The following is a 25,570-nucleotide window of genomic DNA, read 5'->3' as shown; positions in this document are numbered from 1 at the left end:
GGGGTACGGATGTGAAGAGCCTGGTGGCCGGTGTCGGCATGACGAAGTTCGAGAAGCCCGAGTCGCGGGAGTGGCAGTACTGGGACATGGCGCGGGAGGCCGGTACGGCGGCGCTGGCGGACGCCGGGATCGCGTACGGGCAGGTGGAACAGGTTCTGGCGGGCTACTGCTTCCAGCCGTCGACGGCGGGCCAGCGGGCGGCGTACGAACTGGGCCTGACCGGCGTCCCCGTCCACAACGTCAACAACAACTGCGCGACCGGCGCGAGCGCGCTGACGCTGGCCCGGCAGCTGGTGGAGGGCGGGGTCAGCGAGTGCGTACTGGCGCTGGGGTTCGAGAAGATGAAGCGCGGCGCGCTGGGCGGCGGCGCCACGGGTGACGACTTCTCGACGTCCCCGGTGGCCCGCCACTACTCCGTCATGGCCGCCGCCCACGGCTTCGAGATGAGCCCGCCCACCGCGCAGATCTTCGGCAACGCGGCGCGGGAGCACATGGAGCTGTACGGGACGACGGCGGCGCAGCTGGCGGCGGTGGGCGCGAAGAACCACCGCCACTCGGTGCACAACGCGCACGCCCAGTTCCAGGTCGATTACTCCGTGGCGGAGGTGCTGGCCTCAAAGGAGATCCACCGCCCCCTGACCAAGCTCCAGTGCTCCCCGACGTCCGACGGCTCGGCGGCGGCCGTCGTCGTCTCCGAGCGCTTCGCCGCCGAACACGCCCTGGAGGAGCGGGCGGTGGAGATCGCCGCCCAGGCGATGACGACGGACACGGCCGAGTCCTTCGCGTCCGGCCGGTGCATCGACGTGGTGGGTCTCGGCATGACGCGGGCGGCGGCACGCCTCGTGTACGACCGCTCCGGCCTCGGCATCGAGGACGTCGACGTGATCGAGCTCCACGACTGCTTCTCCATCAACGAGCTGCTGACGTACGAGGCGCTGGGGATGTGCGGCGAGGGCGAGTCCGGAAAGCTGCTGGAGTCCGGGGCGACGACATACGGCGGCCGGTGGGTGGTGAACCCGTCCGGGGGCCTGATCTCCAAGGGGCATCCGCTGGGGGCGACGGGGTTGGCGCAGGTGTGCGAGCTGGTGACGCAGCTACGGGGAGAGGCGGGCCCACGACAGGTGGAGGGGGCGGGGGTCGGGCTGGCGCACAACATCGGGTTGGGGGGTGCGGCGGTGGTGACGCTGCTGCGGAGGTAGGCCGCTCGTCTCTTTCGTCTGCGGGCCGTGCCGGGTTGCTCGCGCAGTTCCCCGCGCCCCTGGAAATGCCGCTGCGCGGCAATCCCCTGGGCGCCCCGCAGGGGCGCATTTAAGGGGCGCGGGGAACTGCGCGACCAGCCCGCCACCGGCCCGCGGACGAACGACCCCCCGGGACATTTGTCCCACCCAACCCCGTACAAGAACATCTGCCGCCCGCCCGGGGCGCATCCGTAGCGTCAAGGACATGACGCAGACAGCACCCAGCGCCGTGCGCTTCGACGGCGTGGTCAAGGCCTTCGGCCCCGTACGCGCGCTCGACCGCATCGACCTCGACATCCGCCGGGGCGAGACCGTCGCGCTCCTCGGCCGCAACGGCGCCGGGAAGTCGACCACCATCGGCCTCCTGCTCGGCCTCGACGAGCCGGACGCGGGCGAGGTGCGGCTCTTCGGGCAGATACCCGGGCGCGCGGTGCGGGCCGGGCTCGTGGGGGCGATGCTCCAGGAGGGGCAGCCGATCCCCCGCGTGACCGTGCGGGAGCTCGTCGCGTTCGTCGGCTCGACCTACCCGCGCCCCATGCCCGCCGCCGAGGCCCTCGCGCTCGCCGGGCTCACCGAGTTCGCGGACCGCCGGGTCGACCGGCTCTCCGGCGGCCAGGCCCAGCGCGTCCGGTTCGCGGTGGCGATCGCCGGGGCGCCCGCGCTGCTCGTCCTGGACGAGCCGACCGCCGCGCTCGACGTGGAGGCGCGCCGCGCGTTCTGGGACGCGATGCGCGCCTACGCGGCCCGGGGCAACACCGTGCTGTTCTCCACCCACTACATGGAGGAGGCGGACGACAACGCCGACCGGATCGTGGTCCTCGACCAGGGCCGCGTCGTCGCCGACGGCCCCGGCGAGCGGATCAAGCGCGCGGCGGGCGGCGGCCTGGTCTCCTTCGACCTGGCGGGCGGCCCCAGCGCGGGCCTGGCGGCGCTGCCGGGCGTGGTCGCGGTCGAGGTGCGCGGCGACCGGGCCCGGCTGCGTACGGACGACCCGGACGCCACGGTCGTGGAGCTCGCCCGGCTCGGCGCGGTCCGGGGCCTCGAAGTCGCCCCGGCCAGCCTGGAGGACGCGTTCCTCTCCCTCACCTCCACCGTGACGCCCACGTCCGTACGCGAAAGCGAGACCGTCTGATGCCCGGCTACATCCTGCTCGAAGTCCGCCGCACCCTGCGCGACGCGTCGTTCGTGGTCTTCGGCATCGGCATGCCCGTCCTGATGTATCTGCTCTTCACCAACATCGGCTCGGGCGACGGCGACTCGGCCGAGTGGAGGACCGCCTCGATGGTCGGCATGGCCGCGTACGGCGCGCTCGGCGCGTCCCTGAGCACCGGGATGGGCGTGGCCGCCGACCGGTCCACCGGATGGCTGCGCCAGCTGCGCGTCACCCCGCTGGCGCCGTCCCGCGTGGTGACGGGCCGCGCGATCAGCGGCTCGGTGACCGTGCTGCCCGCGATCGCCGCGGTGCTGGCGGCGGGCGCGCTGGTCAACGGCGTACGCCTGGACGCCTGGCAGTGGGCCGCGCTCACCGTCCTGCTGTGGGCCGGGGCGCTGCCCTTCACCCTGCTCGGCCTCGGCAACGGCTACCGGCTCGGCCCGCAGGCCATGGGCGTGGTCAACACCGCCTGCCTGATGGGGCTCGCGGTGATCGGCGGACTGTGGTTCCCGCTCTCCTCCTTCCCCGGCTGGCTCGCCTCGGTCGCCGCGTACACCCCGGCCCACCGGTTCGCCGGCCTCGGCTGGGCCGTCTCGCACGGCTCGGCCCCCGGGCCCGGGACGGTCGCGGTGCTCGGCGCCTGGCTGCTGGCGTTCGGCTCGTACGCCGTGGTCTCCTACCGACGGTCCGCGAGGACGGTATGAGCCTGATGAACGACGGGGAGAACGAGACAGTGGCACGACTCCTGCCGAAGCTGCCGGAGCTGAAGAAGGCGGCGTCCGCGCCGAAGGAGCGCGATCGCGACGCCGACCTGCCCGGCCCCCCGGCGAGCGGCTACACACTGCTGCCCTGGCTCCTGATGGGCCTGGGCGCGTTCTCCAACCTCGTTCAGGGCAGGACCCCGAACCCGTGGATCGGCGGCGCGGGCCTGCTGGCCTTCAACTCGCTCTACGTGACGGTCTCCTTCCGCGCCTTCGTCAAGGAGAAGCGGGAGAGCCGCACGACCCTCGGGATCCTGGCCGCGATGGCCGCGATCACCTACGCCCTCACCATCGGCTACGGCGGCACCTGGCTGTTCTTCTTCCCGCTGCTCGCGCTGGCCTGCGGCGCGGTGCTGCGGGACCGTCGGCTCGGCCTCACGATCATGGTGCTGGCGAGCTCGGCGGGCGCCATCTCCGGTATGGAGGCCGGTGAGGTGTGGGACAACGTGACCATCGCGTACGGCACGTTCCTCTCCGGCATGGTGACGGCGGCCGTCCTCTCGCTCTCCCAGACCGTGCGCGAACTGCGCGACACCCGCCAGGAGCTGGCCCGTACCGCCGTGGAGAAGGAACGTCTCCGCTTCTCCCGGGACCTGCACGACCTGCTCGGCCACACGCTCTCGGTGATCGTGGTGAAGTCGGAGGCGGCCCGCCGCCTCGCCCCGCGCGACCTGGACGCCGCGCTCGGCCAGGTCGCCGACATCGAGTCGGTCGGCCGCCAGGCGCTCACCGAGATCCGCGAGGCCGTCACCGGCTACCGCGAGGGCAGCCTCGGCACCGAGCTGGACCGGGCCCGCTCGGCGCTCCGGGCGGCCGAAGTGGAGCCGGTGGTACGCCTGTCGGGCCCGCCGCTGCCCGCCCAGGTGGAGGCGCTGCTCGGCTGGGTCGTACGGGAGGCGGTCACCAACGTCGTACGGCACAGCGGCGCGGCCCGCTGCGAGATCGCGGTCGACGGAACGCCCGGCCGGGTACGGCTGAAGATCACCGACGACGGCCGCGGCGTACCGCCCGAACAGCCCGTGTCCCCCGGCCCCCGCGTCGGCGGCACGGGCCTGAAGGGCCTCACCGAACGCCTCGCGGCGGCCGGCGGCTCCCTCGAAGCGGGCCCCGGACCGCGCGGCGGCTTCCAGGTGACCGCCGAGCTGCCGGTGGACCCGCTCGACGTGGAGCTGGACGCGGAGCTGGAGGTGCAGGGGGCGGGGCGGGACTAGCGGGAGTGCTCGGCGTACATGTCGGCGCGGTCGGCGCACCTGAAGGCCTTCGTCTGCCCTGAACTGGGGCGTTGGCCGTAGCCTGCCCCCATGGATGAGATGCCCCAAGACCACCGCCCCGCGAAGTCCGTGCGCGTTCTCCTCGCCGAGGACCAGGGCATGATGCGCGGTGCCCTCGCCCTGCTGCTCGGGCTTGAGGAGGACATCGAGGTCGTCGCGCAGGTCGGTGCCGGGGACAAGATCGTGGCCGAGGCGCTCGCCGCGCGGCCCGATGTCGCCCTTCTGGACATCGAACTGCCGGGCCTCAGCGGTCTGGACGCGGCGGCCCTGCTGCGCGAGGAGTGCCCCGACTGCCGGGTGCTGATCCTCACCACGTTCGGGCGGCCGGGGTATCTGCGGCGGGCGATGGAGGCGGGCGCGGCGGGGTTCCTGGTGAAGGACGGGCCCGTGGAGGATCTGGCCGAGGCGATCCGGCGGGTGCTGCGCGGCGAGACCGTGATCGACCCGGCGCTCGCCGCCGCCGCGCTCAGCGCGGGCGCGAACCCGCTGACCGTGCGCGAGCGGGACGTCCTGAACGCCTCGGTGGACGGCGCGACCGTCGCCGACATCGCGGGCAAGCTGCACCTGTCGGAGTCGACGGTGCGCAACTACCTCTCGTCCGCGATCGGCAAGACGAGCACCCGCAACCGCATGGAGGCGGTGCGGGCGGCACGGCAGCAGGGCTGGCTCTGAGGGATCAGCGCCTCGCGCTCCTGGGCAGCCACACCAGCGCGACCACCATGCTGGCGAGCAGGACGAACCCGCCGGTGCGGAAGGCGAGCGCGTAGCCCTCGGTGAGCGCCTCGGGCGTCAGCGAGTCGCCGGTACGGGCGGTGGCCACCGTCGACAGGATCGCGAGGCCGAGCGCGCCGCCCATCGTGCGGGAGGTGTTGATGAGCCCGGAGACGAGCCCGGCCTCGCCCGGCGCGGCGCCGGAGGTGGCGAGCGAGGCGAGCGGCGTGGTCGCGAGCCCCGCGCCGGTCATCATCAGCACGCCGGGCACCAGGATCGACATCCAGTACGGGTCGTGCGCATGCATCGTGGACTGCCAGCCGAACCCGGCGGCGGCGATCAGTACGCCGATGACGGTGAGGTTGCGGGTCCCGGTCACCGGCATCAGCCGGGGCGCGATCTTGGCGCCGAGGACGATGCTCAACGAGCTGGGGATGAGGGCGAGTCCGGCGCCCAGCGGGGTGTAGCCGAGCACGTTCTGGGCGTACAGCGTCATGAAGTACCAGGTGCAGAACGTGGCCGAGCCGCAGGCGAACATCACGACGTTGGCCGACGAGACGGCTCTGATCCGCAGCAGCCGCAGCGGCATCAGCGGCGCCGCCGCCCGCGCCTCGACGGCGAGGAACGCGCCGAGCAGCGCGAGCCCGCCGAGCAGCGGGACGAGGGTCCCCGGCGCGGTCCAGCCGGACTGCTCGGTCTGCACGATGCCGTACGCGAGGACCGCGAGCCCGCCGGTGACGGCGACCGCGCCGGGCAGGTCCAGGCGGTTGCGGGTGGCCGCGCGGCTCTCCGTGATCCACAGGGTGGCGCCGGTGAGGACGAGGGCGCCGACGGGCACGTTGATGAGCAGGACCCAGCGCCACGACAGCGTGTCGGTGAGCACCCCGCCGACCAGCCCGCCCGCCGCGCCGCCGCCCGCGCCGACCGCCGCCCAGGTCCCGATGGCCCGGGTGCGGGCGGCGCCCTCGGGGACGGCGGCGGTGAGGATGGTGAGGGTGGACGGCGCGAGCACGGCGGCGCCGAGGCCCTGCACGCCGCGCGCGAGCAGCAGCTGCCAGCCCTCCTGGGCGAGTCCGCCGGCCAGGCTGGCGGCGGTGAAGAGGCCGAGCCCGACGAGGAACATGCGCTTGCGCCCGAAGAGGTCTCCGGCGCGGCCGCCGAGGAGCATGAAACCGGCGTACGCGATGGAGTAGGCGTTGACGACCCACTGCAGTCCGGTCGGGGTCATCCCGAGCCCGGTCCGCATCGAGGGGAGGGCCACGTTGACGACGGAGACGTCGAGGACGACGAGGAACTGTCCCGCGCAGGCGGCGAGGAGGACGAGCCAGGTGCGGGTCGGCTTCGTCCGGGTGGGTATGGCGGCGGTGTCTGGGGGCGCTTGGACCATGCGGGCCATGTTTGCAGCCGGGGGTTGGATTCCCCACCCCGCCCCTTCCCTGAAGCCCTCTGGCGGGCGGCCGGTTGGGGCTCCGCCCCTGGGTCCCCGTTCGTCTGCGGGCCGGTGGCGGGCTGGTCGCGCAGTTCCCCGCGCCCCTGTAAATGCCGCTGTGCGGCATCCCCGGGCGCATGTAACTGACGGCACGTCAGAACTGTTCCCAATCCCGGGGTGCTGCGTTATACATAGGGGCCATCGAGCCCTAGAACGCGTTCTAGAACCGGCGTCGGCGCCGGTCCCGCACGGCCTCGGTGCGGCCGACGGTGCGGACGGCCGCGCCGAGGTCTTCCCACCTCCAAGGAGCAGGCCCCGTATGCCCATCGACGTCGCGAAGGCGCTCGCCGCCGAGCCCCGGTCCACCGAGATCGTCTGGGACCACAAGGACATCCAGCTCTACCACCTGGGACTCGGCGCGGGCGTCCCGGCGACCGACCCCGACGAACTGCGCTACACCCTGGAGTCGAGGCTGCACGTGCTGCCCTCCTTCGCCACCGTCGCGGGCGCCGGCATGGGCGTGGTCGGCGGGCTGTCGGCGCCCGGCATCGAGGTCGACCTCGCGGCCGTGCTCCACGGCGGCCAGGGCATCGTCCTGCACCGCCCGATCCCCGTACGGGGCAAGGCCGTCTCCACCTCCAAGGTGGCCGCCGTCCACGACAAGGGCAAGGCCGCCGTCCTGGTGCTGCGCACCGAGGCCGCCGACGCGGACGGGCCGCTGTGGACCAGCGACGCCCAGATCTTCGTCCGCGGCGAGGGCGGCTTCGGCGGCGAGCGCGGGCCCTCCGTCCGCACCGAGCAGCCCGACCGCGCCCCCGACCACACCGTCGAGCGCGCGGTGCGCGAGGAGCAGGCGCTGCTCTACCGGCTCTCCGGCGACTGGAACCCGCTCCACGCCGACCCCGAGTTCGCGAAGCTCGCCGGATTCGACCGGCCGATCCTGCACGGCCTGTGCACGTACGGCATGACGCTCAAGGCGGTCGTCGACACCGTGCTCGGCGGCGAGGTGGCCCGCGTCCGCTCGTACACCACCCGCTTCACCGGGGTCGTCTTCCCCGGCGAGACCCTGCGCATCCGGATGTGGACCGGTCCGGGCCGCGTCCAGGTGTCGGTGACGGCCGTCGAGCGGGACGACGCGCCGGTGCTCTCCGACACGCTCGTCGAACACGTCTGAACCGCCGCACCAGACCCGAGGCTCATCAGAGGGGAGCCGCACCATGCGCGCAGCCGTACTGCACGAGATCGGCCAGGACAAGCTCGATGTGCTCGACGATGTCGAGGCGGTGGGCTTCGGGCCCGGGAAGGTGCGGATCCGGATCCGCGCGACCGGGCTCTGCCACTCCGACATCTCCGCGATGACCGGCGTGCTCCCGCAGCCCGCCCCCTTCGTGCCCGGCCACGAGGGCGCGGGCGAGATCCTCGACGTCGGCGACGGTGTCACCTCGCTCGCCCCGGGCGACCGCGTCCTGGTGAGCTGGCTGCCCGCCTGCGGCACCTGTGCCTCGTGCAGGCGCGGCCAGACCCAGCTCTGCCTGGCCGGGTTCCTGAACGCGGGCACGCCCAACTTCAAGCGCCCCGGCGGCGACGTGTTCGGCTTCGCCGGAACCGGTACCTTCGCCGAGGAGCTCGTGGTCGGCGCCGGGTGCGCGGTCCCGATCCCCGACGACGTGCCGTACGAGATAGCCGCGCTCATCGGGTGCGGGGTGACCACCGGGCTCGGCGCCGCCATCAACACCGCGAAGGTGGAAGCCGGTTCGTCGGTCGCCGTCATCGGCTGCGGCGGCGTCGGCATCTCCGCCGTCCAGGGCGCCAAGGTGCAGGGCGCGGCGCAGATCGTGGCCGTCGACCCGGTGGCCTCCCGGCGCGAGGCCGCGCTGACCTTCGGCGCCACCGAGGCCGTCTCGCCCAGCGAACTCGACGACGCCAAGCAGCGGATCACCGCCGGCGAGGGCTTCGACTACGTCTTCGAGGTCGTCGGCAAGTCCGCCACCGCCCGCACCGCCTACGGCGCGACCCGACGCGGCGGCACCCTGTGCGTGGTCGGCGCGGGCGCCATGGACGACTTCTTCCAGATCAACATGTTCGAGCTGTTCTTCGACGAGAAGCGGATCCTGCCCTCCCTGTACGGCGGCGGCGACGTGCTGCGCTCCTACGAGCGGGCCATCGCGCTGTGGCGGGCGGGCCGGATCGACCTGGCGAGCATGATCACCCACCGGGTGCCGCTCGCCGGGATCAACGACGCCCTCGACCAGATGCGTACGGGCGAGGCCCTGCGCACGTGCATCACCCTGTGACCCGAGAGGAGCCGACCGGCATGGCAGCACTGCCCCTTGAAGGCCTGTCCGCGATCGTCACCGGCGCCGGGCGCGGCCTGGGCCGGGCCGAGGCGCTCGAACTCGCCCGGCTCGGCGCGTCCGTCGTCGTCAACGACTTCGGGCAGCCGGGCCGGGACGGCTCCGGCGAGGCCTCGGCCGGGCCCGCCGAGGAGGTCGCCGCCGAGATCCGGGCCTCGGGCGGCGCGGCGGTCGCCCACACCGGGGACGTGGCCGACCACCAACAGGCCCGCGAACTGGTGCAGTTGGCGGTCAGTACCTACGGAAAGCTCGACATCCTCGTCAACAACGCGGGCATCCTGCGCGACCGGATGATCTTCTCGATGACCGAGTCCGAGTGGGACGCGGTCATCCACGTACACCTCAAGGGCCACTTCAACACCACCCACTTCGCCGCCGCGCACTGGCGCGGGCGGTCCAAGGCGGCGGGCGGGGCGGTCTACGGGCGGATCGTCAACACCTCCTCGGAGGCGTTCCTCGCCGGGTCGGCCGGACAGCCCAACTACGCGGCCGCCAAGGGCGGGATCGTCGGCCTCACCACCTCCACCGCCCTCGCGCTCGCCAAGTACGGGGTCACCGCCAACGCCATCTGCCCCCGGGCCCGCACCCGGATGACCGAGGACGTCTTCGCGGGCTTCGAGGAGCCGGGGGAGGGGCAGCTGGACCCGCTGGCGCCCGAGCACGTGGCGCCGCTGGTCGGCTATCTGGCGTCCCCGGCGGCCGCCCGGGTCAACGGCCAGCTGATGGTGGTGCACGGCGGGATGGTCGCGATCGTGGAACGCCCCAAGGTCGCCGCCAAGTTCGACGCGGCCAAGGAGGCCTTCTCGTACGGGGAGCTGGACGAACTGCTCACGCCGTACTACGCCGACCGCCCGGCGGACGAGAGCTTCGCGGCGGCGGAGGTGCTGGGGCTCAAGCGCGGCTGAGCCGCGGGGCCACGGGACAAGCGCGGCTGAGCCGCGGGGGCACGGGAAAGGGCCCGGGATCTGTGGATCCCGGGCCCTTCACGCCTCTTCGCCGACGTCAGCCGCTGTGGTGGCCGCCGTCGCCGTCGTTCCGCCGGTGGCGGCCGTGGGCCTCGGTCGTCGGCTCCTCGGTCGCCGCGGCGCCGCCCCGGTGCCGGCCGTGGCCGTCGGGGTCCGTCGTGGCTTCGGCGGACACGGCGGTCAGTGTCTCGGACATGTGGTGCAGTCACCCCGTTGTGTTTCGTCCGTTGCGTTCGCCGTGGATCTTAACCAGACGGCCACGCTCTACTGACGGCCGGTCAAGGGCGCCTGCGCGAGCGGTACGGGCCGGGGGGCCTGCGGCTTCGGCGGTACGGGAGCGGGGCGCGCCACCTCCGCCGGGGCCGGGACCGCCGCCACCGCGCAGGGCGCCGCGGGCGTCGCGCACGGCAGTCGCAGCACCCCGTCCCGGGTCCACAGGCCCGAGCCCGCCAGCCACCCCTCGGGCGCGGCCAGCTGGTGCAGCCGGCGGCCCGCCGGGCGCCACACGCCGAGCCAGGTGCCCGCCGCCGCGTCGATCCGCAGCGCCACCGCGCAGCTCTCCGGCATCAGCTGCTGCCCGGGCTGCACGGCGAACGGCGTGACCGCCGCGTCCGCCAGCCGCAGGCACTCGGGGAAGCGGACCGGCAGGGTGGAGCCGAGCACGCCCCAGCCGAGCCGGTCGTGGCCGGGTGCGTCGGAGCGCAGCAGCAGCAGCCCGGTGTCCGGGTCCGCGAGCAGCAGCCGGTCCTGGCTCTCCTCGGTGATCTGGAGCAGCGGGGTCACCTCGCCGCCGCGCTCCAGGTCCACCGCGACTGCCTTGGTCCGCCCCTCCAGCTCGCGGTCCAGGGCGAGCAGCCTGCCCGTCCGGTCCAGCCAGACGCCGCCCGAGCAGCGGCCCTGGAGGGTGGCGACCGGCTCCGGGCCGAAGGCGCCGCCCGCCACCAGCCAGAGCGTGCTGTCCTTGGGCCCGGCCGCGAGCGCGTACGCACAGCTGCCGTTCGGGGACGGCGGCAGCAGGGAGAGCCGCCGTCCCGAATCGCGGGCGATCGTGCCCAGGGCGAGCTCGCCGGTGCCGGGGCCGGTCGGGTAGAGCAGGGCGAAGGCGTCCCGGTCCGCGACCCGGCGGTGGATCAGCACCCGCCCGTCCGCCATCGGCAGCACCGAGGCGTCCGGCTCCTCCGGCTGGTTGCCGGGCAGCGGCACCGCGTACGGCTCGGGGCCGTCGAGCGTCCACCGCTCGGGGAACCAGCGGTCGCCCCCGTCCTCGCCCCTTACCAGGCGGGCCGCGTAGGAGCCGTCCGCGGTGATCGTGAACTCCGTCTGCCGGACCGCGCCGTTCCCGGCAGCGGTCTCGATGGCCAAGGCCGTCATGAGATGGCTCACCTCCGGCCCATGAAGCTAGTTTTCGCACTTCCTGCCGAACAACACGAGACCACCCGCTTCACACCAAAGGGTGGCCATCGGGCGATTCGCCTGTGAGCGGGGCGACGGATGTGCAGTGCGGTGCGGGCAGGGCGGGGCGGGCGCGGGCGGCCCGGGGAGCGGGCGGGGCCGGTGCGACGGCGGGCCGGGGCCCGAAGCCATGGTGGGCGGGGCCCGGAGCGCGGGTAACCTGTGTCTGTGCCCCGTCTGTCTGAAGTCATCGCCGCGCTCGACGCCCTCTGGCCGCCCGAGCGGGCCGAGGGATGGGACGCGGTCGGCACCGTCTGCGGCGAGCCCGACGCGGAGGTCCGGCGCGTGCTGTTCGCCGTCGACCCCGTACAGGAGATCGTGGACGAGGCCGTCAGGCTCGGCGCCGATCTGATCGTCACCCACCACCCGCTCTATCTGCGCGGGACGACGACGGTCGCGGCCGGCCACTTCAAGGGCCGCGTCGTGCACACCCTGATCAAGCACGACATCGCGCTGCACGTAGCCCACACCAACGCCGACACCGCCGACCCCGGCGTCTCCGACGCCCTCGCGGGCGCCCTGGACATCCGGGTCGTCCGGCCGCTCGTGCCCGACGCCACGGACCCCTCGGGGCGCCGGGGCCTGGGCCGGATCTGCGAGCTGGACCACCCGATGACGCTGGGCGAGTTCGCCGCCCGCGCCGCCGCCCGGCTGCCCGCCACCGCGCAGGGGATCCGGGTCGCGGGCGACACCGAGGCGCTGGTGAAGACCGTCGCGGTCAGCGGCGGCTCGGGCGACAGCCTCTTCGACGCCGTACGGGCGTCGGGAGCCGATGCCTTCCTCACCGCCGACCTGCGCCACCACCCGGTGTCGGAGGCGACCCAGTACGCACCGCTCGGTCTGATCGACGCCGCCCACTGGGCCACCGAGTGGCCCTGGTGCGAGCAGGCCGCCGCACAGCTCGACGAGATTTCCGACCGTCACGGCTGGGACCTGCGGGTCCACGTCTCGAAGACGGTCACCGACCCCTGGTCATCCCACCACTCTTCTGGAGCCCCCAACTGAACGCCGCGCCCGCCGACCAGATCCGCCTCCTCGACGTACAGGCCCTCGACGTACGCCTGTCGCAGCTCGCCCACAAGCGGAAGTCGCTGCCCGAGCACGCCGAGATCGACTCGCTGAACAAGGACCTCGCCCAGCTCCGCGACCTGCTGGTCGCCGCGCAGACCGAGGAGAGCGACACCGCCCGCGAGCAGACCAAGGCCGAGCAGGACGTCGACCAGGTCCGCCAGCGCGCCGCCCGCGACCAGCAGCGGCTGGACTCGGGCGCCGTCTCGTCCCCCAAGGACCTGGAGTCCCTCCAGCGCGAGATCGTCTCGCTCGCCAAGCGCCAGGGCGACCTGGAGGACGTGGTCCTGGAGGTCATGGAGCGCCGTGAGTCCGCCCAGGAGCGCGCGGCCGAGCTGACCGAGCGCGTCTCCTCCGTCCAGACCAAGACCGACGACGCGATCGCCCGCCGCGACGCCGCCACCCAGCAGATCGACGCCGAGGCCGCCGAGGTGGCCAAGGAGCGCGAGGTCGTGGCGGGTGTGATCCCGGCCGACCTGCTGAAGCTCTACGACAAGCTGCGCATGCAGCAGGGCGGCGTCGGCGCGGCCCGCCTCTACCAGCGCAAGTGCGAGGGCTGCCGCCTGGAGCTCAACATCACCGAGGTCAACGAGGTGAAGGCGGCGTCCCCGGACACCGTGCTGCGGTGCGAGAACTGCCACCGCATCCTGGTCCGTACGGCGGAGTCGGGCCTGTAGTGCGGCAGTTCGTTGTCGAGGCCGACGGCGGCTCCCGGGGCAACCCGGGCCCGGCCGGTTACGGCGCGGTGGTCCTGGACCCGGTGACGGGCGAGACGCTGGCCGAGGCGGCGGAGTACATCGGGGTCGCGACCAACAACGTCGCCGAGTACAAGGGCCTGATCGCCGGGCTGAAGGCGGCGAAGGCGCTCGACCCGGCGGCGAAGGTGCGGGTCCGGATGGACTCCAAGCTGGTCGTCGAGCAGATGTCGGGCCGCTGGAAGATCAAGCACCCCGACATGAAGCCGCTCGCGGCCGAGGCCGGGCGGATCCTGCCGTCCGCGCAGGTCACGTACGAGTGGATCCCGCGCGAGAAGAACAAGCACGCGGACCGGCTCGCCAACGAGGCGATGGACGCGGGCAAGCGCGGCAAGCAGTGGGAGCCGTCGGCGTCCACGGCGGCGCTGGACACGGCCTCGGCGGGCTCCGCCGACGCGGGCGCGGCGCGGGTCGTCGGGGACGCGGCGGCGGGTGCGGCGCGGGCCCGGGCGGCGCTGGCGACGACGTCCGCTCCGGCTCCGGCCACGGCCACCGTTCCGGCTCCGGCGCGGGCGGCCGGGGCCCCGGCCGCCGGGTGGAGCGCGCCCGACCTGGGCACGCCCACCACCTTCGTCCTGCTCCGGCACGGCGAGACCGCGCTCACCCCGGAGAAGCGGTTCTCCGGCAGCGGCGGCACCGACCCGGAGCTGTCGGCGGCGGGCCGCCGCCAGGCCGACCAGGTCGCGGCGGCGCTCGCGGCCCGGGGCACGATCCAGGCGGTCGTCTCCTCCCCGCTGCGGCGCTGCCGCGAGACGGCGGCGGCGGTCGCGGCGCGCCTCGGTCTGGACGTACGGGTCGAGGACGGCCTGCGCGAGACGGACTTCGGGGCGTGGGAGGGCCTGACCTTCGCGGAGGTGCGCGAGCGGTACGGCGCCGACCTCGACGCGTGGCTCGCCTCGCCCAAGGCCGCCCCGACCGGCGGCGGCGAGAGCTTCGCGACGGTGTCGCGGCGCGTCTCGGCGACCCGGGACCGGCTGCTCACGGCGTACGAGGGCCGCACGGTCCTGCTGGTCACGCATGTGACCCCGGTCAAGACGCTGGTCCGGCTCGCCCTTGGCGCCCCGCCGGAGTCCCTGTTCCGGATGGAGCTGTCGGCGGCGTCGCTGTCGGCGGTGGCGTATTACGGGGACGGGAACGCGTCGGTGCGGCTGCTGAACGATACGGGGCATTTGCGCGGCTGAGGATGTGCCCGGTCTTTGTCTGCGACCAGCCCGCCACCGGCCCGCGGACAAAGTCCGGGCACGCGCTCAGCGCAGCCCCGCCGCCTCCCGGGCCAGCGCCTCCACCCGCCCCCAGTCCCGCGCGGCCAGCGCGTCCGGGGGCAGCATCCACGTACCGCCGACGCAGCCCACGTTCGGCAGGGTCAGATAGGCCGGGGCCGAGGCGAGCGAGATGCCGCCGGTGGGGCAGAAGCGGGCGCCGGGGAGCGGCCCGGCCAGCGACTTCAGATAGGCCGTGCCGCCCGCCGCCTCGGCCGGGAAGAACTTCATCTCGCCGATCCCGCGTTCCAGGAGCGCCACCACCTCGGACGCGGTCGCGACCCCGGGCAGGAACGGGAGCCCGGACGCGGTCATCGCGTCAAGGAGGCCGCCGGTCCAGCCCGGGCTGACCAGGAAGCGGGCCCCGGCCGCCACGGCGTCGGCCACCCCGGCGGCCGACACCACGGTCCCGGCCCCGACCACGGCCTGCGGCACCTCCTCCGCGATCGCCCGGATCGCGTCGAGCGCGGCGGGTGTGCGCAGGGTGACCTCGATCGCCGGCAGCCCGCCCGCCACGAGGGCCCGCGCGAGCGGTACGGCGTCGGCGGCGTCGTCGAGTACGACCACGGGGACGACGGGGGCGAGGTCCAGGACGGAGGTCATGGGGGCATCCTGCCGGGCGGATGCGACCCTTGCAATGACCGTTGCGGAGGGCGCAACGGACCCCCACGGGCTAGTGGATCTGCTCCACCACCACGTCCAGGGCCCACGCCTTGCCGGGCTTGGCGGGGGCGGTGCACTCCACCACGTACCCGAGGTCGCGCAGGGCCTCCACGAGCCGCGCCGGGTCGGCGGGGGCGGCCCCGGACAGCAGCAGGTCGCGTACGAGCCGCCCCTTCGTGGCCTTGTTGAAGTGGCTGACGACCGAGCGCTTCTCGACGCCGTCGACGAACCGGGAGTGCAGTACACGTACGGTCGCGGTCCGCCCGGCCACCTCGCCCTTGGGCTTCCAGGCGGCGGCGTACGCGGAGGAGCGCAGGTCGAGGACGAGGCCGGTCCCGGCGGCCTCGGTCATGACCGGGTCCATGACGCCGCGCCAGTACGCCCCGAGCGCGCCGAGTCCCGGCAGCTTCACGCCCATCGAGCAGCGGTACGACGGGATGCGGTCGGTGATGCGGACGGCGCCCCACAGGCCGGAGAAGACGAGCAGCGACGCGGTGGCGCGGCGCTTGGCTGCGGGGTCGAGGGTGGCGAGGCCGAGGGCGTCGTAGAGGACGCCGGTGTAGATCTCGCCGGCGGGGCGGGTGCCGGCGGTGCGGAGCTCGGCGTTCTTGGCGATCTCGCCGCTGAGGCCTTCGGTGAGGCCGAGTACGTCGCGGGCCTTGTCCTCGTCGCCGAGGCACAGCTCGATGAGTTCGTCGAGGACGGCGGTGCGGGCGGGGCGCAGGCCTGGCAGCGCCAGGGCCTCCTCCTTGAGGGGGGTTCCGTGGCCCCCGTCGGCCTTTCCTTCGGAGGGGGGCAGCAGGACGAGCACGGGGTCTCCTTGGGATGAGCGGGGGAGGGGGTGCGGCCCCGCCCCCAGATTAAGCCCCCACCCCGCCCCTTCCCTAAACCCTCCGGGGGTGGGTGCTTCGGCTGCGGACCGTGGTGGGTTGCTCGCGCAGTTCCCCGCGCCCCTAACCACCTAGGGGCGCGGGGAACTGCGCGACCAGCCACCCACGGCCCGCGGACGAAGCACCCGGCCGCCCGCCCAGGGCTTTCGGGAAGGGGTGGGGTGGGGAAACGAAAACGGGCCGAGACGCCGGGCGCGGCCTACGCTCGGGGCATGCCTCGCCGTCACCTCCGTATGACCGGCGCAGCCGACCCGCTGAGGGCCGCCCTGCGCGACCTCCGCACCACCCTCGACGTCCCCGAGGACTTCCCCCCGGACGTCCTCGCCGAGGCGGACAGAGCCGCGGGCAACCCCCGCCTCCCGGCCCGCGACGCCACGGACCTCCCCTTCTTCACCATCGACCCGCCCGCCTCCATGGACCTGGACCAGGCCATGCACCTGGCCAAGAGGGGGCCCGGCTACCGCGTGCACTACGCCATCGCCGACGTCGCCGCCTTCGTCACCCCCGGCGGCCCCGTCGACACCGAGGCGCACCGCCGCGTGAACACCCTCTACTTCCCCGACGAGCGCGTCCCGCTCCACCCGCCCGTACTCAGCGAGGACGCCGCCAGCCTGCTCCCCGGCCGGGTCCGCCCCGCCGTCGTGTGGACCATCGACCTGGACGCCGACGGGGCCACCACCGCCACCCACGTCGAGCGCGCCCTCGTCCGCAGCCGGGCCAGGCTCGACTACGAAGGGGCGCAGCGGCAGATCGACGACGGCACCGCCGAGCCGGCCCTCGCCCTGCTCCGGGACATCGGGCGGCTGCGCGAACAGCGGGAGGTCGCCCGCGGCGGCATCTCGCTCAACGTCCCCGAGCAGGAGATCGTCGAGCGCGACGGCCGGTACGGCCTGGAGTACCGAGCCCCCCTCCCCGCCGACGGCTGGAACGCCCAGATCTCCCTGCTCACCGGCATGGCCGCCGCCGACCTGATGCTGGCGTACGGCACCGGTGTCCTGCGCACTCTGCCCAGCGCCCCGGACGGCGCCGTCGCCCGGCTGCGCCGCTCCGCGCAGGCGCTGGGCATCGACTGGCCGCACCACGTCCCGTACGCCGAGGTCATCCGCTCCCTCGACCCGCGCGACCCGCACCACGCCGCGTTCCTCCAGGAGTGCACGACGCTGCTGCGCGGCGCCGGGTACACCGTGTTCACCGGCGGGAACGTCCCCGACCACACGGTGCACGCCGCCGTCGCCGACGAGTACACGCACTGCACGGCGCCCCTGCGCCGCCTCGTGGACCGGTACGCCGGTGAGCTCTGCCTCGCGGCGGTCGGCGCCGCCGACGTCCCCGAGTGGGTGTCGGCCGCGCTCGACGCGCTGCCCAAGGAGATGGCCGAGGGAACCCGCAGGGCCAACACGGTCGAGCGTGAGTGCGTCGACCTGGTGGAGGCGGCCCTCCTCAAGGACCGCGTCGGCGATGTCTTCGACGCGACCGTCGTGGACGTCGAGGACGACGAACCGGCCGCCGGAACCGTCCACTTGACCGACCCGGCCGTGGTGGCCCCGGTCAAGGGCAGCACCCCCCTGCCGCTGGGCGAACGCCTCCGGGTCCGGCTCACCCAGGCCGACCCGGGCACCGCGAAGGTGGAGTTCGCCCCGGCCTGACGGCGGCGGCAGCGCGCCCACCCGCCCGGCAGGTAGCATGGTCGGCACGGCAGACGAGCCGGGCGGACGGCCGCGTGGGGATCCTCGGATCCTCCCGAGGAACGTCCGGGCTCCACAGGGCAGGGTGGTGGGTAACGCCCACCCGGGGTGACCCGCGGGACAGTGCCACAGAGAACAGACCGCCCGGCACTCAGGTGCCGGGTAAGGGTGAAACGGTGGTGTAAGAGACCACCAGCGCCTGGGGTGACTCAGGCGGCTAGGTAAACCCCACCCGGAGCAAGGTCAAGAGGGAGCACCCCGGTGCTCCTGCGCGGACGTTCGAGGGCTGCCCGCCCGAGTCCGCGGGTAGACCGCACGAGGCCGGTGGCAACACCGGTCCTAGATGGATGGCCGTCTCCCCGGCCGCCGCGAGGCGACCGGGCGACAGAACCCGGCGTACAGCCCGACTCGTCTGCCGTTTCACACTTCCCCCGCACCGCCGTGAGCGGTGGCGGGAGCGGTGGGGATGGGGTGAGCTGGGAGGCGGGCCCGTCCGGGGTGGACGCGCCCGGTCCCGTAGCCGCACCGGAGGTGCCCCCATGCCCGTCCCCGTCGACCAGCTCAGCGACCCGGCCGTCCGGGCCTTCGTCACCGCGCTCAACGCGAACGACCGCGCCGCCTTCCAGGCGGTTCTCACGCCCGGCGCGACCATGTCCGACGACGGGTCGGACCGGGACGTGGCCGACTGGACCGAGCGGGAGGTCTTCTCCTCCAACGGCCACATGGACATCGACAAGGAGAGCGACGGCGGGCTCTCGCTGATCGCGGACTACCGCAACGACACCTGGGGCGCGATGCGGACCGCCTGGCGCTTCGAGGTCCAGGACGGGAAGGTCAGCCGCTTCGAGACCGGGCAGGCGTAGTCCGGGTCACTCCGGTATACGGGCCCCCGCGCCGCCCACCCGTACGCGCGCGTCGCCCGCCCGCAGCGTCACCGTCAGGACGCCGGGGCGGCCCAGGTCCTCGCCCTGGTGGAGCGTGAGGACGGACTCCTCGGGCACCAGGCCGAGTTCGCGTACGTACGCGCCGAAGGCCACCGCGGCCGCGCCCGTCGCCGGGTCCTCGACGACCCCGCCGACCGGGAACGGGTCGCGGACGTGGAAGACCGTGTCCGACTCGCGCCACACCAGCTGAACCGTCGTCAGGTCGAGCCGCCGCATCAGCGCGGCGAGCCGGTCGAAGTCGTAGTCGAGGTCCGCGAGCCGCTCGCGGGTGGCGGCGCCGAGGACCAGGTGGCGGGCGCCCGCGTACGCGATGCGCGGCGGCACGGCCGGGTCCAGGTCGGCGGCGGGCCAGTCGAGCGCGGCCAGCGCCTCGGCGAGGTCGTCGGGGGCGATGTCCTCGCTGTGCGGCTCGACGCTGGTGAGCGTGGCCCGCAGGGTGCCGTCCTCCTCGGTGACGGTCACCGGGACGGTGCCGGCGCGGGTCGCGAAGACCAGGTCGCCCGGGCCGATCCGCTCGCCCAGCGCCACGGCCGTCGCGACGGTGGCATGCCCGCAGAACGACACCTCGGCCAGCGGGCTGAAGTAGCGGATGGTGAACGCGCGCCCCGCCTCGCCGAGGCCCTCGGGGGCCTCGGTCAGGAACGCGGACTCGCTGTACCCGAGGTCGGCGGCGATCGCCAGCATCGCGGCGTCGTCGAGCCCGGCGGCGTCCAGGACGACCCCGGCCGGGTTGCCACCGGCGGGGTCGGAGGAGAAGGCGGTGTAGCGCAGCACGTCTGTCATGCTGCGATCAACTCCGGGTGCGGGGTGATCATTCCCGGGTCGGGGCGGGGTGTCGCCGGGGCTCCGGGACGGTGTCCCGTCAGCCCCGCCCGATGTACGGCATGGCCGTCGCCATCACCGTCGCGAACTGGATGTTCGCCTCCAGGGGGAGTTCCGCCATGTGCAGGACCGTACGGGCCACGTCCGCCGCGTCCATGACCGGCTCCACCGCCAGCGACCCGTTCGCCTGCGGCACACCCGTAACCATCCGGGCCGTCATGTCCGTGGCCGCGTTGCCGATGTCGATCTGGCCGACGGCGATCCGGTAGGGGCGGCCGTCCAGGGAGAGCGCCTTGGTCAGGCCCGTCATCGCGTGCTTGGTCGCCGTGTACGCCACCGACTTCGGCCGCGGCACATGCGCCGAGATCGAGCCGTTGTTGATGATCCGGCCGCCCTGCGGGTCCTGCTCCTTCATCTGCCGGAACGCCGCCTGCGCGCACAGGAACGCCCCGTTGAGGTTGGTGTCGACGACATGGCGCCACGCCTCGTACGCCAGGTCCTCCACCGCGACCCCGCCGGGCCCGAACGTACCCGCGTTGTTGAACAGCAGGTCCAGCCGCCCGTACCGCTCCCGTACCGCCTCGAACAGGGCCGCCACCTCGTCCGGTGACGTCACGTCCGTACGGAGGGGCAGGACGTCGGCGTCGGGGCCCGCCAGGGCCGCCGTCTCCTGAAGGGGCTCCGGGCGGCGGCCCGCCACGGCCACCGACCAGCCCGCCGCGGCCAGCGTGAGCGCCACGGAGCGGCCGATTCCGGAGCCGGCGCCGGTGACGACGGCGGTCTTGCGCGCTGCGGATGCGTTCATGGTCCGGAGCGTACGGGAGCGGTCCGCGCCCCGCGCCGCGCTGTCCGGGATGTGGTCCCGAGCACCCCCACCGGCCTGAGAGCATGGATGCTTGAAACTACAACGGTCCCTGTGGCCGGAAGTGGAGACACCCATGGCGGAGACCAGCCGGACCGCACCGGCCCCGATACCGGCCGCGGCCCCCGCTGCCGCCCGCCGCGCCGGTCTGCTGGTCACGCTGGTCCTCGGCGGGCTCACCGCGCTCCCGCCGCTCTCCATGGACATGTACCTGCCCGCGCTGCCCGAGGTCACCGGCGCGCTCCACGCGCCCGCCGCCACCGTGCAGCTCACCCTCACCGCGTGCCTGGCGGGCATGGCGCTCGGCCAGCTCGTCGTCGGGCCGATGAGCGACAAGTGGGGCCGCCGCAGGCCGCTGCTCGTCGGCATGGTCGTGTACGTGGTCGCCACCGCCGTCTGCGCCTTCGCGCCCGACGCCGGACTGCTCATCGCCTTCCGGCTGCTCCAGGGCCTGGCGGGCGCGGCGGGCATAGTGATCGCCCGGGCGGTGGTGCGCGACCTCTACGACGGCGTCGAGATGGCCCGGTTCTTCTCCACCCTGATGCTGATCTCCGGCGCCGCCCCGGTCGTCGCCCCGCTGATCGGCGGGCAGGTGCTGCGGCTGACCGACTGGCGCGGGGTGTTCGTGGTGCTCACCGCCGTGGGGCTGCTGCTCACCCTCTTCGTATGGCGGTGCCTGGGCGAGACGCTGCCGCCGGAGCGGCGGCACGAGGGCGGGGTCGGCGAGGCCCTGCGCACCATGGGCTCGCTGCTCAAGGACCGGGTCTTTACCGGGTACGTCCTGGCCGGCGGGCTCGCCTTCGCCGCGCTCTTCTCGTACATCTCCGCCTCCCCCTTCGTGATCCAGGAGATCTATGGGGCCTCGCCGCAGACCTTCTCGCTCCTCTTCGGGCTCAACTCGGTCGGCCTGGTCGCCGCCGGGCAGATCAACGGGAAGCTGCTGGTCGGCCGGGTCAGCCTCGACAAGGTGCTCGCCTGCGCCCTGACCGTCATCGTGCTCGCGGCGGCGGCGTTGCTGGTGATGACGTCCGGGGTGTTCGGCGACCCCGGCCTCGCGCCGGTCGCGGCCGGGCTGTTCGTGCTGATGTCCGCGATGGGCATGGCCACGCCCAACACCACGGCCCAGGCCCTGATGCGCACCCCGCACGCGGCGGGCTCCGCGTCCGCGCTGCTCGGCACGTCGTCGTTCCTGATCGGGGCGGTGGCCTCACCCCTGGTGGGGATCGCGGGGGAGGGGACGGCGGTCCCCATGGCGGTGGTCCAGCTGGTGTCGGGCGTGGCCGCGCTGCTGTGCTTCCTGGTGCTGTGCAGGCCGTGGCAGCGGCCGTCCGCCGAGGTCTGAGCCGTCCCCGGCTCCCCCCGTAGAATCCCCGGGTGAACGAGAACGTCCCCGTCCCGCAGGTCCTGCGTTCCGCCCTCGCCGGGCTGCTCGACGGGCTGCCGCCGTCGCAGGCCGCGCAGGCCGTCGACCGGCTGATCGCCAACTACCGGGGAGACACCCAGACCCACGCCCCGGTGCTGCGCGACCGCTCCGACGTGGCCGCGTACGCCGCGTACCGGATGCCCGCGACCTTCGAGGCGGTACGCGCCGCCCTCGCCGCCCTCCAGGACGCCGTCCCGGACTGGGCCCCGGCCACCCACACCGACGTCGGCGGCGGCACCGGCGCGGCGAGCTGGGCGGTCGCGGAGGCGTGGGACACCGCGACCACGGTCCTGGACTGGGCCGAGCCCGCGCTCGCGATCGGCCGCGAACTCGCCGACGCCTCCGGCATCGAGGGCCTCGGCGCGATCCGCTGGGAGCGGGCCCGGATCGGCTCGGCCCTGAGCCTGCCGGAGACCGACCTCGTCACCGTCTCGTACGTACTGAACGAGCTCACCCCCGACGACCGCGGCGCGCTCGTGGACGCCGCCGCCCGCGCCGCGACCGGCGCCGTGGTCATCGTGGAGCCCGGCACCCCGGACGGCTACGCCCGGATCATCGAGGCCCGGGACCGGCTGATCGCGGCCGGGTTCACCGTCGCCGCGCCGTGCCCGCACAGCGCCGCCTGCCCCATCGAGCCGGGTACGGACTGGTGCCACTTCTCCGCCCGGGTCAGCCGCTCGTCCCTGCACCGGCAGGTCAAGGGCGGCTCACTGGCGTACGAGGACGAGAAGTTCAGCTATGTCGGGGCGGTGCGGGGGGCGGCCGGGGCCGCCGTGAACCGGATCGTGCGGCGGCCCCAGATCCGCAAGGGCCAGGTGCTGCTCGACCTGTGCACGGCGGAGGAGGTGCTGCGCCGCGAGACGGTGACGAAGCGGCACGGGGCGCTGTACCGGGCGGCCCGGGACGCGTCGTGGGGCGACGTTTGGCCTCCGGCCGAGTAGGTCGTTTTGCGGGTGCGGGCCGGTGGGTGGCTGGTCGCGCCCACGCGGCGGAGCCGCACATTCACAGCCCCGCGCCCCTAGAAGCGCCCCTCCGGGGCGCCCAGGGATTGCCGCGCAGCGGCATCTTCAGGGGCGCGGGGAACTGCGCGACCGGCCACCCACGGTCCGCAGACGACTCACCGCGCCTAGTCGCGCAGCTCCTGCGTGCAGCACTTCACGCTGCCCCCGCCCTTGAGCAGCTCACCGAGGTCCATCCCCACAGGGACGAACCCCCGCTCCCGCAGGGGCGAGAACAGCCCCACCGCCCCCTGCGGCAGCAGCACGTGGAGGCCGTCGCTCACCGCGTTCAGCCCCAACGCCCCCGCATCCTCCGCAGAGGCGATCACCGCGTCCGGGAACAGCCGCGCGAGCACGGCCCGGCTGCCGGGCGAGAAGGCGTCCGGGTAGTACATGATCTCGTCGGCCGAGTCGTCGAGCACGCACAGGGCCGTGTCCAGGTGGTAGTAGCGCGGGTCGACGAGGTCGAGCCCGATCACCGGGCGGCCGAAGAACTCCTGGGCCTCGTCGTGCGAGAGCGGGCTGGACCGGAAGCCCCGCCCGGCCAGCACATAGGACGCGGTGACGGCGAAGTCGCCCTCGCCCTCGTTGATGTGGGCCGGCTCGTGGATCTCGGTGAAGCCGTGGGCGCGGAACCAGTCCAGATGGGCCGCGGCCTCCGCCTCCCGTTCCGGGTGGGCGAAGCGGGCGCCGAGGACCCGGCCGTCGATCACGGTCGCCCCGTTGGCGGCGAAGACCATGTCGGGCAGGTCGGGGCGGGGTTCGAGCAGCTCGACGGTGTGGCCGAGCGCCCGGTAGCGGTCGCGCAGGTCCTCCCACTGGGCGAGGGCGAGCGGCAGGTCGACGGGCTTGGCGGGGTCCATCCAGGGGTTGATGGAGTACGTGACCTTGAAGTGTGCCGGTGGGCACATCAGATAGCGCCGGGGTCTGGCGACTCGGGGTGCACTGAGGTCACGGGTCTCACTGAGCAATGAGGGCTCCTCACGGACGACTTCGGCTGCACGCGCCGCAGCAGCGGTGGTGGTCAGCCCATGGTGCGTCCTGACCGGCGTTCGCGCAGTGATCCGTCCGGGTGTTTTTCGCCGCTTAACACACTGTTGCCCTGCGCGCGCCCTTGACAGAGACGATACGTTTCGCCTCGGTGGCGCTAGGATCCCGGCATGGCGAACAAGGGGCAGGCGCCCGACTCCACCCGCCGCAGCGAGCGCTCGCGGCGCGCGATCTACGACGCGGCGCTCTCCCTCGTCGGCGAGGCCGGGTACCCGAAGACCACCATCGAGGGCATCGCCGCCCGCGCCGGGGTCGGCAAGCAGACGATCTACCGCTGGTGGCCCTCCAAGGCGGCGGTCCTGCTTGAGGCGTTCGTCGACCTCAGCCACCAGGCGATCCAGGGCGAGGTGGCCCTGCCCGACACCGGTGACCTGGAGGCCGACCTCAAGCTGGTGCTGCGCGCCACCGTCGACGAGCTCAACGACACCGCGACCGAGGCCCCGTACCGGGCGCTCGCCGCGGAGGGCATCATCGACCCGGAGCTCGCCGCCGCTTTCGTACAGAACCTCCTGGAGCCGCAGCTGAAGCTGTACGTGGACCGGCTGCGGTCCGCCCAGGACGCGGGCGAGGTGCGGGCCGACGTCGACCCGCGCACCGCCCTGGAACTGCTGGTCGGCCCCCTCTCGCACCGCTGGCTGCTGCGCACCCTGCCGCTCACCCACGCGTACGCGGACACCGTCGTCGAATACGCCCTGCGCGGACTCGCCCCTCGCTGAGCGCCCCCGGTTGGGGGGTACGGCCTCGGGAGGCGCAGGATGGTGGGAGCATGGGGGAAGGTTCTCGCGGGGCAACGGTGAGGTGAGGGGATAGATGGGCGCGGAGTACGGGCGTTCCGGCAGCTCGCAGAGCAAGCTGTCCCGCTGGCTGCGCAGGCGTCCCAAGGACGCCCCCGGCGCGGACGAGGGCCGCCTCGCCCTGCTGCTCGCCGTCGCCGCCGCGAAGCTTCCCATCGCCCCGGCCGCGTACCCCGCCGGATACCGCTGTTCCTGTGAGCGCGTGGGCTGTCCGACCCCGGCGCGCCATCCGGTCTCGTTCGCCTGGCAGACGCAGTCGACCACCGACCGCGCCCAGATCGAGCGCTGGGCGCAGGGCCAGCCCGAGGCGAACTTCATCACGGCGACGGGCATGGTCCACGACGTCCTGGACGTCCCCCTCGAAGCGGGCCGCGAGGCCCTGGAGCGGCTGCTCGCCGAGGGCGTCGACGTCGGCCCGGTGGCCGAGTCCGGCGGCGTCGGCGACCAGGCCCGGATGCTGTTCTTCACGGCGACGCGGGGGACGCCGGAGGACGAGGACGAGTGGTGGCCGTGCGAGCTGGACTGCCATCCCGAGACGATGGACGAGCATCCGGGGCTGCGGTGGCACTGCCGGGGCAGCTACGTCCTGGTGCCGCCGGCCCGGCTGCCCGGCGATCATGAGGTGGCGTGGGTACGGGGGCCGGAGCACGGTTTGCCCGACCCCTTGACCCTCCTTGAGGCCCTCACGGACGCGTGTGCCCGGCACGGGGCGGGCGACGCGCACGCGGTGGCTTGGCCGCTGGGCCGGTAGCCCCTTGCGGGCGCGCTTTCGTCTGCGGGCCGGTGGGCCCCTTTTTGGCCGGTGTTCGTCTGCGGGCCGTCCCCAACTGATCGCGCAGTTCCCCGCGCCCCTAAACCCTCTTTCGGCTGCGGACCGTGGCCGGTTGCTCGCGCAGTTCCCCGCGCCCCTTAGATGCCGCTGCGCGGCAATCCCCTGGGCGGCCCGGAGGGGCGCTTTTAGGGGCGCGGGGAACTGCGCGACCAGCCCGCCACCAACCCGCAGACAAAGGCCGGGCCAAAACA

At 73.8% G+C, this 25,570-nt stretch carries 25 protein-coding genes and 1 other RNA gene; 18 read left to right on the top strand and 8 right to left on the bottom strand.

The genetic code is table 11. From position 1 onward, the window contains the following. The first annotated feature begins 11 nt into the window (after nt 1-11). The 5 genes from BX283_RS14915 to BX283_RS14895 all read left to right on the top strand — a co-directional run bounded on the left by BX283_RS14915 (nt 12) and on the right by BX283_RS14895 (nt 5,095). Nucleotides 12-1,199 carry a lipid-transfer protein gene (locus tag BX283_RS14915; RefSeq protein ID WP_101388111.1) on the top strand — a complete coding sequence of 396 codons (1,188 nt, stop codon included), beginning with the start codon at nt 12-14 and terminating at the stop codon, nt 1,197-1,199. Nucleotides 1,200-1,443: 244 nt separating this feature from the next. Continuing rightward, complete coding sequence (locus tag BX283_RS14910; protein WP_101388110.1) at nt 1,444-2,370, top strand: ABC transporter ATP-binding protein; 927 nt, start codon at nt 1,444-1,446, stop codon at nt 2,368-2,370. Next, nucleotides 2,370-3,095 (top strand): ABC transporter permease, encoded by a 726-nt coding sequence (locus BX283_RS14905; protein ID WP_101388109.1) that lies wholly within the window; start codon nt 2,370-2,372, stop codon nt 3,093-3,095. The genes BX283_RS14910 and BX283_RS14905 overlap by 1 nt, the downstream gene beginning before the upstream one ends. Nucleotides 3,096-3,100: 5 nt before the next feature. Further along, nucleotides 3,101-4,363 carry a sensor histidine kinase gene (locus tag BX283_RS14900; protein ID WP_101392345.1) on the top strand — a complete coding sequence of 421 codons (1,263 nt, stop codon included), beginning with the start codon at nt 3,101-3,103 and terminating at the stop codon, nt 4,361-4,363. A 90-nt stretch (nt 4,364-4,453) separates the two neighbouring features. Continuing rightward, on the top strand, nt 4,454-5,095 hold the full coding sequence (locus BX283_RS14895; RefSeq protein WP_180357160.1) for a response regulator transcription factor: 642 nt from the start codon (nt 4,454-4,456) through the stop codon (nt 5,093-5,095). 4 nt (nt 5,096-5,099) lie between these two features. On the opposite strand, the gene BX283_RS14890 is transcribed toward BX283_RS14895, so the two are convergent. Then, nucleotides 5,100-6,521: an MFS transporter gene (locus tag BX283_RS14890; protein WP_101392343.1), complete on the bottom strand. Its 1,422-nt coding sequence runs from the start codon at nt 6,519-6,521 to the stop codon at nt 5,100-5,102. Nucleotides 6,522-6,882: 361 nt separating this feature from the next. Between BX283_RS14890 and BX283_RS14885 the strand changes: the two genes are divergently transcribed. The 3 genes from BX283_RS14885 to BX283_RS14875 are packed head-to-tail and all read left to right on the top strand — an operon-like array spanning nt 6,883 to nt 9,822. Beyond that, nucleotides 6,883-7,737, top strand: a complete 855-nt coding sequence (locus BX283_RS14885) for a MaoC/PaaZ C-terminal domain-containing protein (RefSeq protein WP_101388108.1) — start codon at nt 6,883-6,885, stop codon at nt 7,735-7,737. Nucleotides 7,738-7,780: 43 nt separating this feature from the next. After that, nucleotides 7,781-8,857 (top strand): Zn-dependent alcohol dehydrogenase, encoded by a 1,077-nt coding sequence (locus BX283_RS14880; protein WP_101388107.1) that lies wholly within the window; start codon nt 7,781-7,783, stop codon nt 8,855-8,857. Nucleotides 8,858-8,877: 20 nt separating this feature from the next. Then, nucleotides 8,878-9,822, top strand: coding sequence for a 3-oxoacyl-ACP reductase (locus BX283_RS14875; protein WP_101388106.1), 945 nt, complete (start codon nt 8,878-8,880; stop codon nt 9,820-9,822). 97 nt (nt 9,823-9,919) lie between these two features. Here the strand turns inward: BX283_RS14875 and BX283_RS40620 are convergent, their stop codons facing one another. Together BX283_RS40620 and BX283_RS14870 are read right to left on the bottom strand one after the other, a co-directional pair. Further along, nucleotides 9,920-10,078 (bottom strand): hypothetical protein, encoded by a 159-nt coding sequence (locus BX283_RS40620; RefSeq protein WP_180357158.1) that lies wholly within the window; start codon nt 10,076-10,078, stop codon nt 9,920-9,922. Between the two features lie 68 nt (nt 10,079-10,146). Further along, on the bottom strand, nt 10,147-11,253 hold the full coding sequence (locus BX283_RS14870; RefSeq protein WP_101392342.1) for a hypothetical protein: 1,107 nt from the start codon (nt 11,251-11,253) through the stop codon (nt 10,147-10,149). A 249-nt stretch (nt 11,254-11,502) separates the two neighbouring features. On the opposite strand from BX283_RS14870, the gene BX283_RS14865 reads away from it, so the two are divergent. The 3 genes from BX283_RS14865 to BX283_RS14855 are packed head-to-tail and all read left to right on the top strand — an operon-like array spanning nt 11,503 to nt 14,338. Then, nucleotides 11,503-12,339, top strand: coding sequence for a Nif3-like dinuclear metal center hexameric protein (locus BX283_RS14865; RefSeq protein ID WP_101388105.1), 837 nt, complete (start codon nt 11,503-11,505; stop codon nt 12,337-12,339). Further along, complete coding sequence (locus BX283_RS14860) at nt 12,336-13,079, top strand: zinc ribbon domain-containing protein (RefSeq protein WP_257584301.1); 744 nt, start codon at nt 12,336-12,338, stop codon at nt 13,077-13,079. The genes BX283_RS14865 and BX283_RS14860 overlap by 4 nt, the downstream gene beginning before the upstream one ends. Beyond that, nucleotides 13,079-14,338: a bifunctional RNase H/acid phosphatase gene (locus tag BX283_RS14855; protein ID WP_101388104.1), complete on the top strand. Its 1,260-nt coding sequence runs from the start codon at nt 13,079-13,081 to the stop codon at nt 14,336-14,338. The genes BX283_RS14860 and BX283_RS14855 overlap by 1 nt, the downstream gene beginning before the upstream one ends. A gap of 66 nt (nt 14,339-14,404) precedes the next feature. Here the strand turns inward: BX283_RS14855 and eda are convergent, their stop codons facing one another. After that, nucleotides 14,405-15,019, bottom strand: coding sequence for a bifunctional 4-hydroxy-2-oxoglutarate aldolase/2-dehydro-3-deoxy-phosphogluconate aldolase (gene eda / locus BX283_RS14850; protein ID WP_101388103.1), 615 nt, complete (start codon nt 15,017-15,019; stop codon nt 14,405-14,407). A 70-nt stretch (nt 15,020-15,089) separates the two neighbouring features. Then, a complete protein-coding gene (gene yaaA / locus BX283_RS14845; RefSeq protein ID WP_101388102.1) occupies nt 15,090-15,890 on the bottom strand; it encodes a peroxide stress protein YaaA in 801 nt (266 codons plus the stop codon). A gap of 291 nt (nt 15,891-16,181) precedes the next feature. On the opposite strand from yaaA, the gene BX283_RS14840 reads away from it, so the two are divergent. The 3 genes from BX283_RS14840 (at nt 16,182) to BX283_RS14830 (ending at nt 18,517) form a co-directional block, all read left to right on the top strand. Then, nucleotides 16,182-17,615, top strand: coding sequence for an RNB domain-containing ribonuclease (locus BX283_RS14840; RefSeq protein WP_101388101.1), 1,434 nt, complete (start codon nt 16,182-16,184; stop codon nt 17,613-17,615). Nucleotides 17,616-17,669: 54 nt separating this feature from the next. After that, nucleotides 17,670-18,069: RNase P RNA component class A (gene rnpB / locus BX283_RS14835), an RNA gene on the top strand. Between the two features lie 124 nt (nt 18,070-18,193). Further along, nucleotides 18,194-18,517: a hypothetical protein gene (locus tag BX283_RS14830; RefSeq protein ID WP_101388100.1), complete on the top strand. Its 324-nt coding sequence runs from the start codon at nt 18,194-18,196 to the stop codon at nt 18,515-18,517. A 6-nt stretch (nt 18,518-18,523) separates the two neighbouring features. On the opposite strand, the gene BX283_RS14825 is transcribed toward BX283_RS14830, so the two are convergent. Beyond that, nucleotides 18,524-19,381: a PhzF family phenazine biosynthesis protein gene (locus tag BX283_RS14825; RefSeq protein ID WP_101388099.1), complete on the bottom strand. Its 858-nt coding sequence runs from the start codon at nt 19,379-19,381 to the stop codon at nt 18,524-18,526. A gap of 79 nt (nt 19,382-19,460) precedes the next feature. After that, the gene (locus BX283_RS14820; RefSeq protein WP_101388098.1) at nt 19,461-20,225 is read right to left on the bottom strand and encodes an SDR family oxidoreductase; all 765 of its coding nucleotides are present in this window, start codon (nt 20,223-20,225) and stop codon (nt 19,461-19,463) included. A 133-nt stretch (nt 20,226-20,358) separates the two neighbouring features. On the opposite strand from BX283_RS14820, the gene BX283_RS14815 reads away from it, so the two are divergent. Both BX283_RS14815 and BX283_RS14810 read left to right on the top strand, forming a co-directional pair. Beyond that, complete coding sequence (locus BX283_RS14815) at nt 20,359-21,624, top strand: multidrug effflux MFS transporter (RefSeq protein ID WP_101388097.1); 1,266 nt, start codon at nt 20,359-20,361, stop codon at nt 21,622-21,624. A gap of 32 nt (nt 21,625-21,656) precedes the next feature. Then, nucleotides 21,657-22,646 carry a small ribosomal subunit Rsm22 family protein gene (locus tag BX283_RS14810; protein ID WP_101388096.1) on the top strand — a complete coding sequence of 330 codons (990 nt, stop codon included), beginning with the start codon at nt 21,657-21,659 and terminating at the stop codon, nt 22,644-22,646. 185 nt (nt 22,647-22,831) lie between these two features. On the opposite strand, the gene ddaH is transcribed toward BX283_RS14810, so the two are convergent. Continuing rightward, complete coding sequence (gene ddaH / locus BX283_RS14805; RefSeq protein ID WP_373979170.1) at nt 22,832-23,674, bottom strand: dimethylargininase; 843 nt, start codon at nt 23,672-23,674, stop codon at nt 22,832-22,834. A 189-nt stretch (nt 23,675-23,863) separates the two neighbouring features. Here ddaH and BX283_RS14800 point away from each other — a divergent pair, with 189 nt between their 5' ends. Together BX283_RS14800 and BX283_RS14795 are read left to right on the top strand one after the other, a co-directional pair. After that, a complete protein-coding gene (locus BX283_RS14800; RefSeq protein ID WP_101388094.1) occupies nt 23,864-24,469 on the top strand; it encodes a TetR/AcrR family transcriptional regulator in 606 nt (201 codons plus the stop codon). A 94-nt stretch (nt 24,470-24,563) separates the two neighbouring features. Continuing rightward, a complete protein-coding gene (locus tag BX283_RS14795) occupies nt 24,564-25,298 on the top strand; it encodes a bifunctional DNA primase/polymerase (protein ID WP_101388093.1) in 735 nt (244 codons plus the stop codon). The last annotated feature ends 272 nt before the right edge of the window (nt 25,299-25,570 follow it).

Source organism: Streptomyces sp. TLI_146 (assembly GCF_002846415.1).
Lineage (GTDB): Bacteria > Actinomycetota > Actinomycetes > Streptomycetales > Streptomycetaceae > Streptomyces.
Note: the sequence above shows the minus strand (reverse complement) of the source record. Positions and strands in the feature narration are given on the sequence as shown.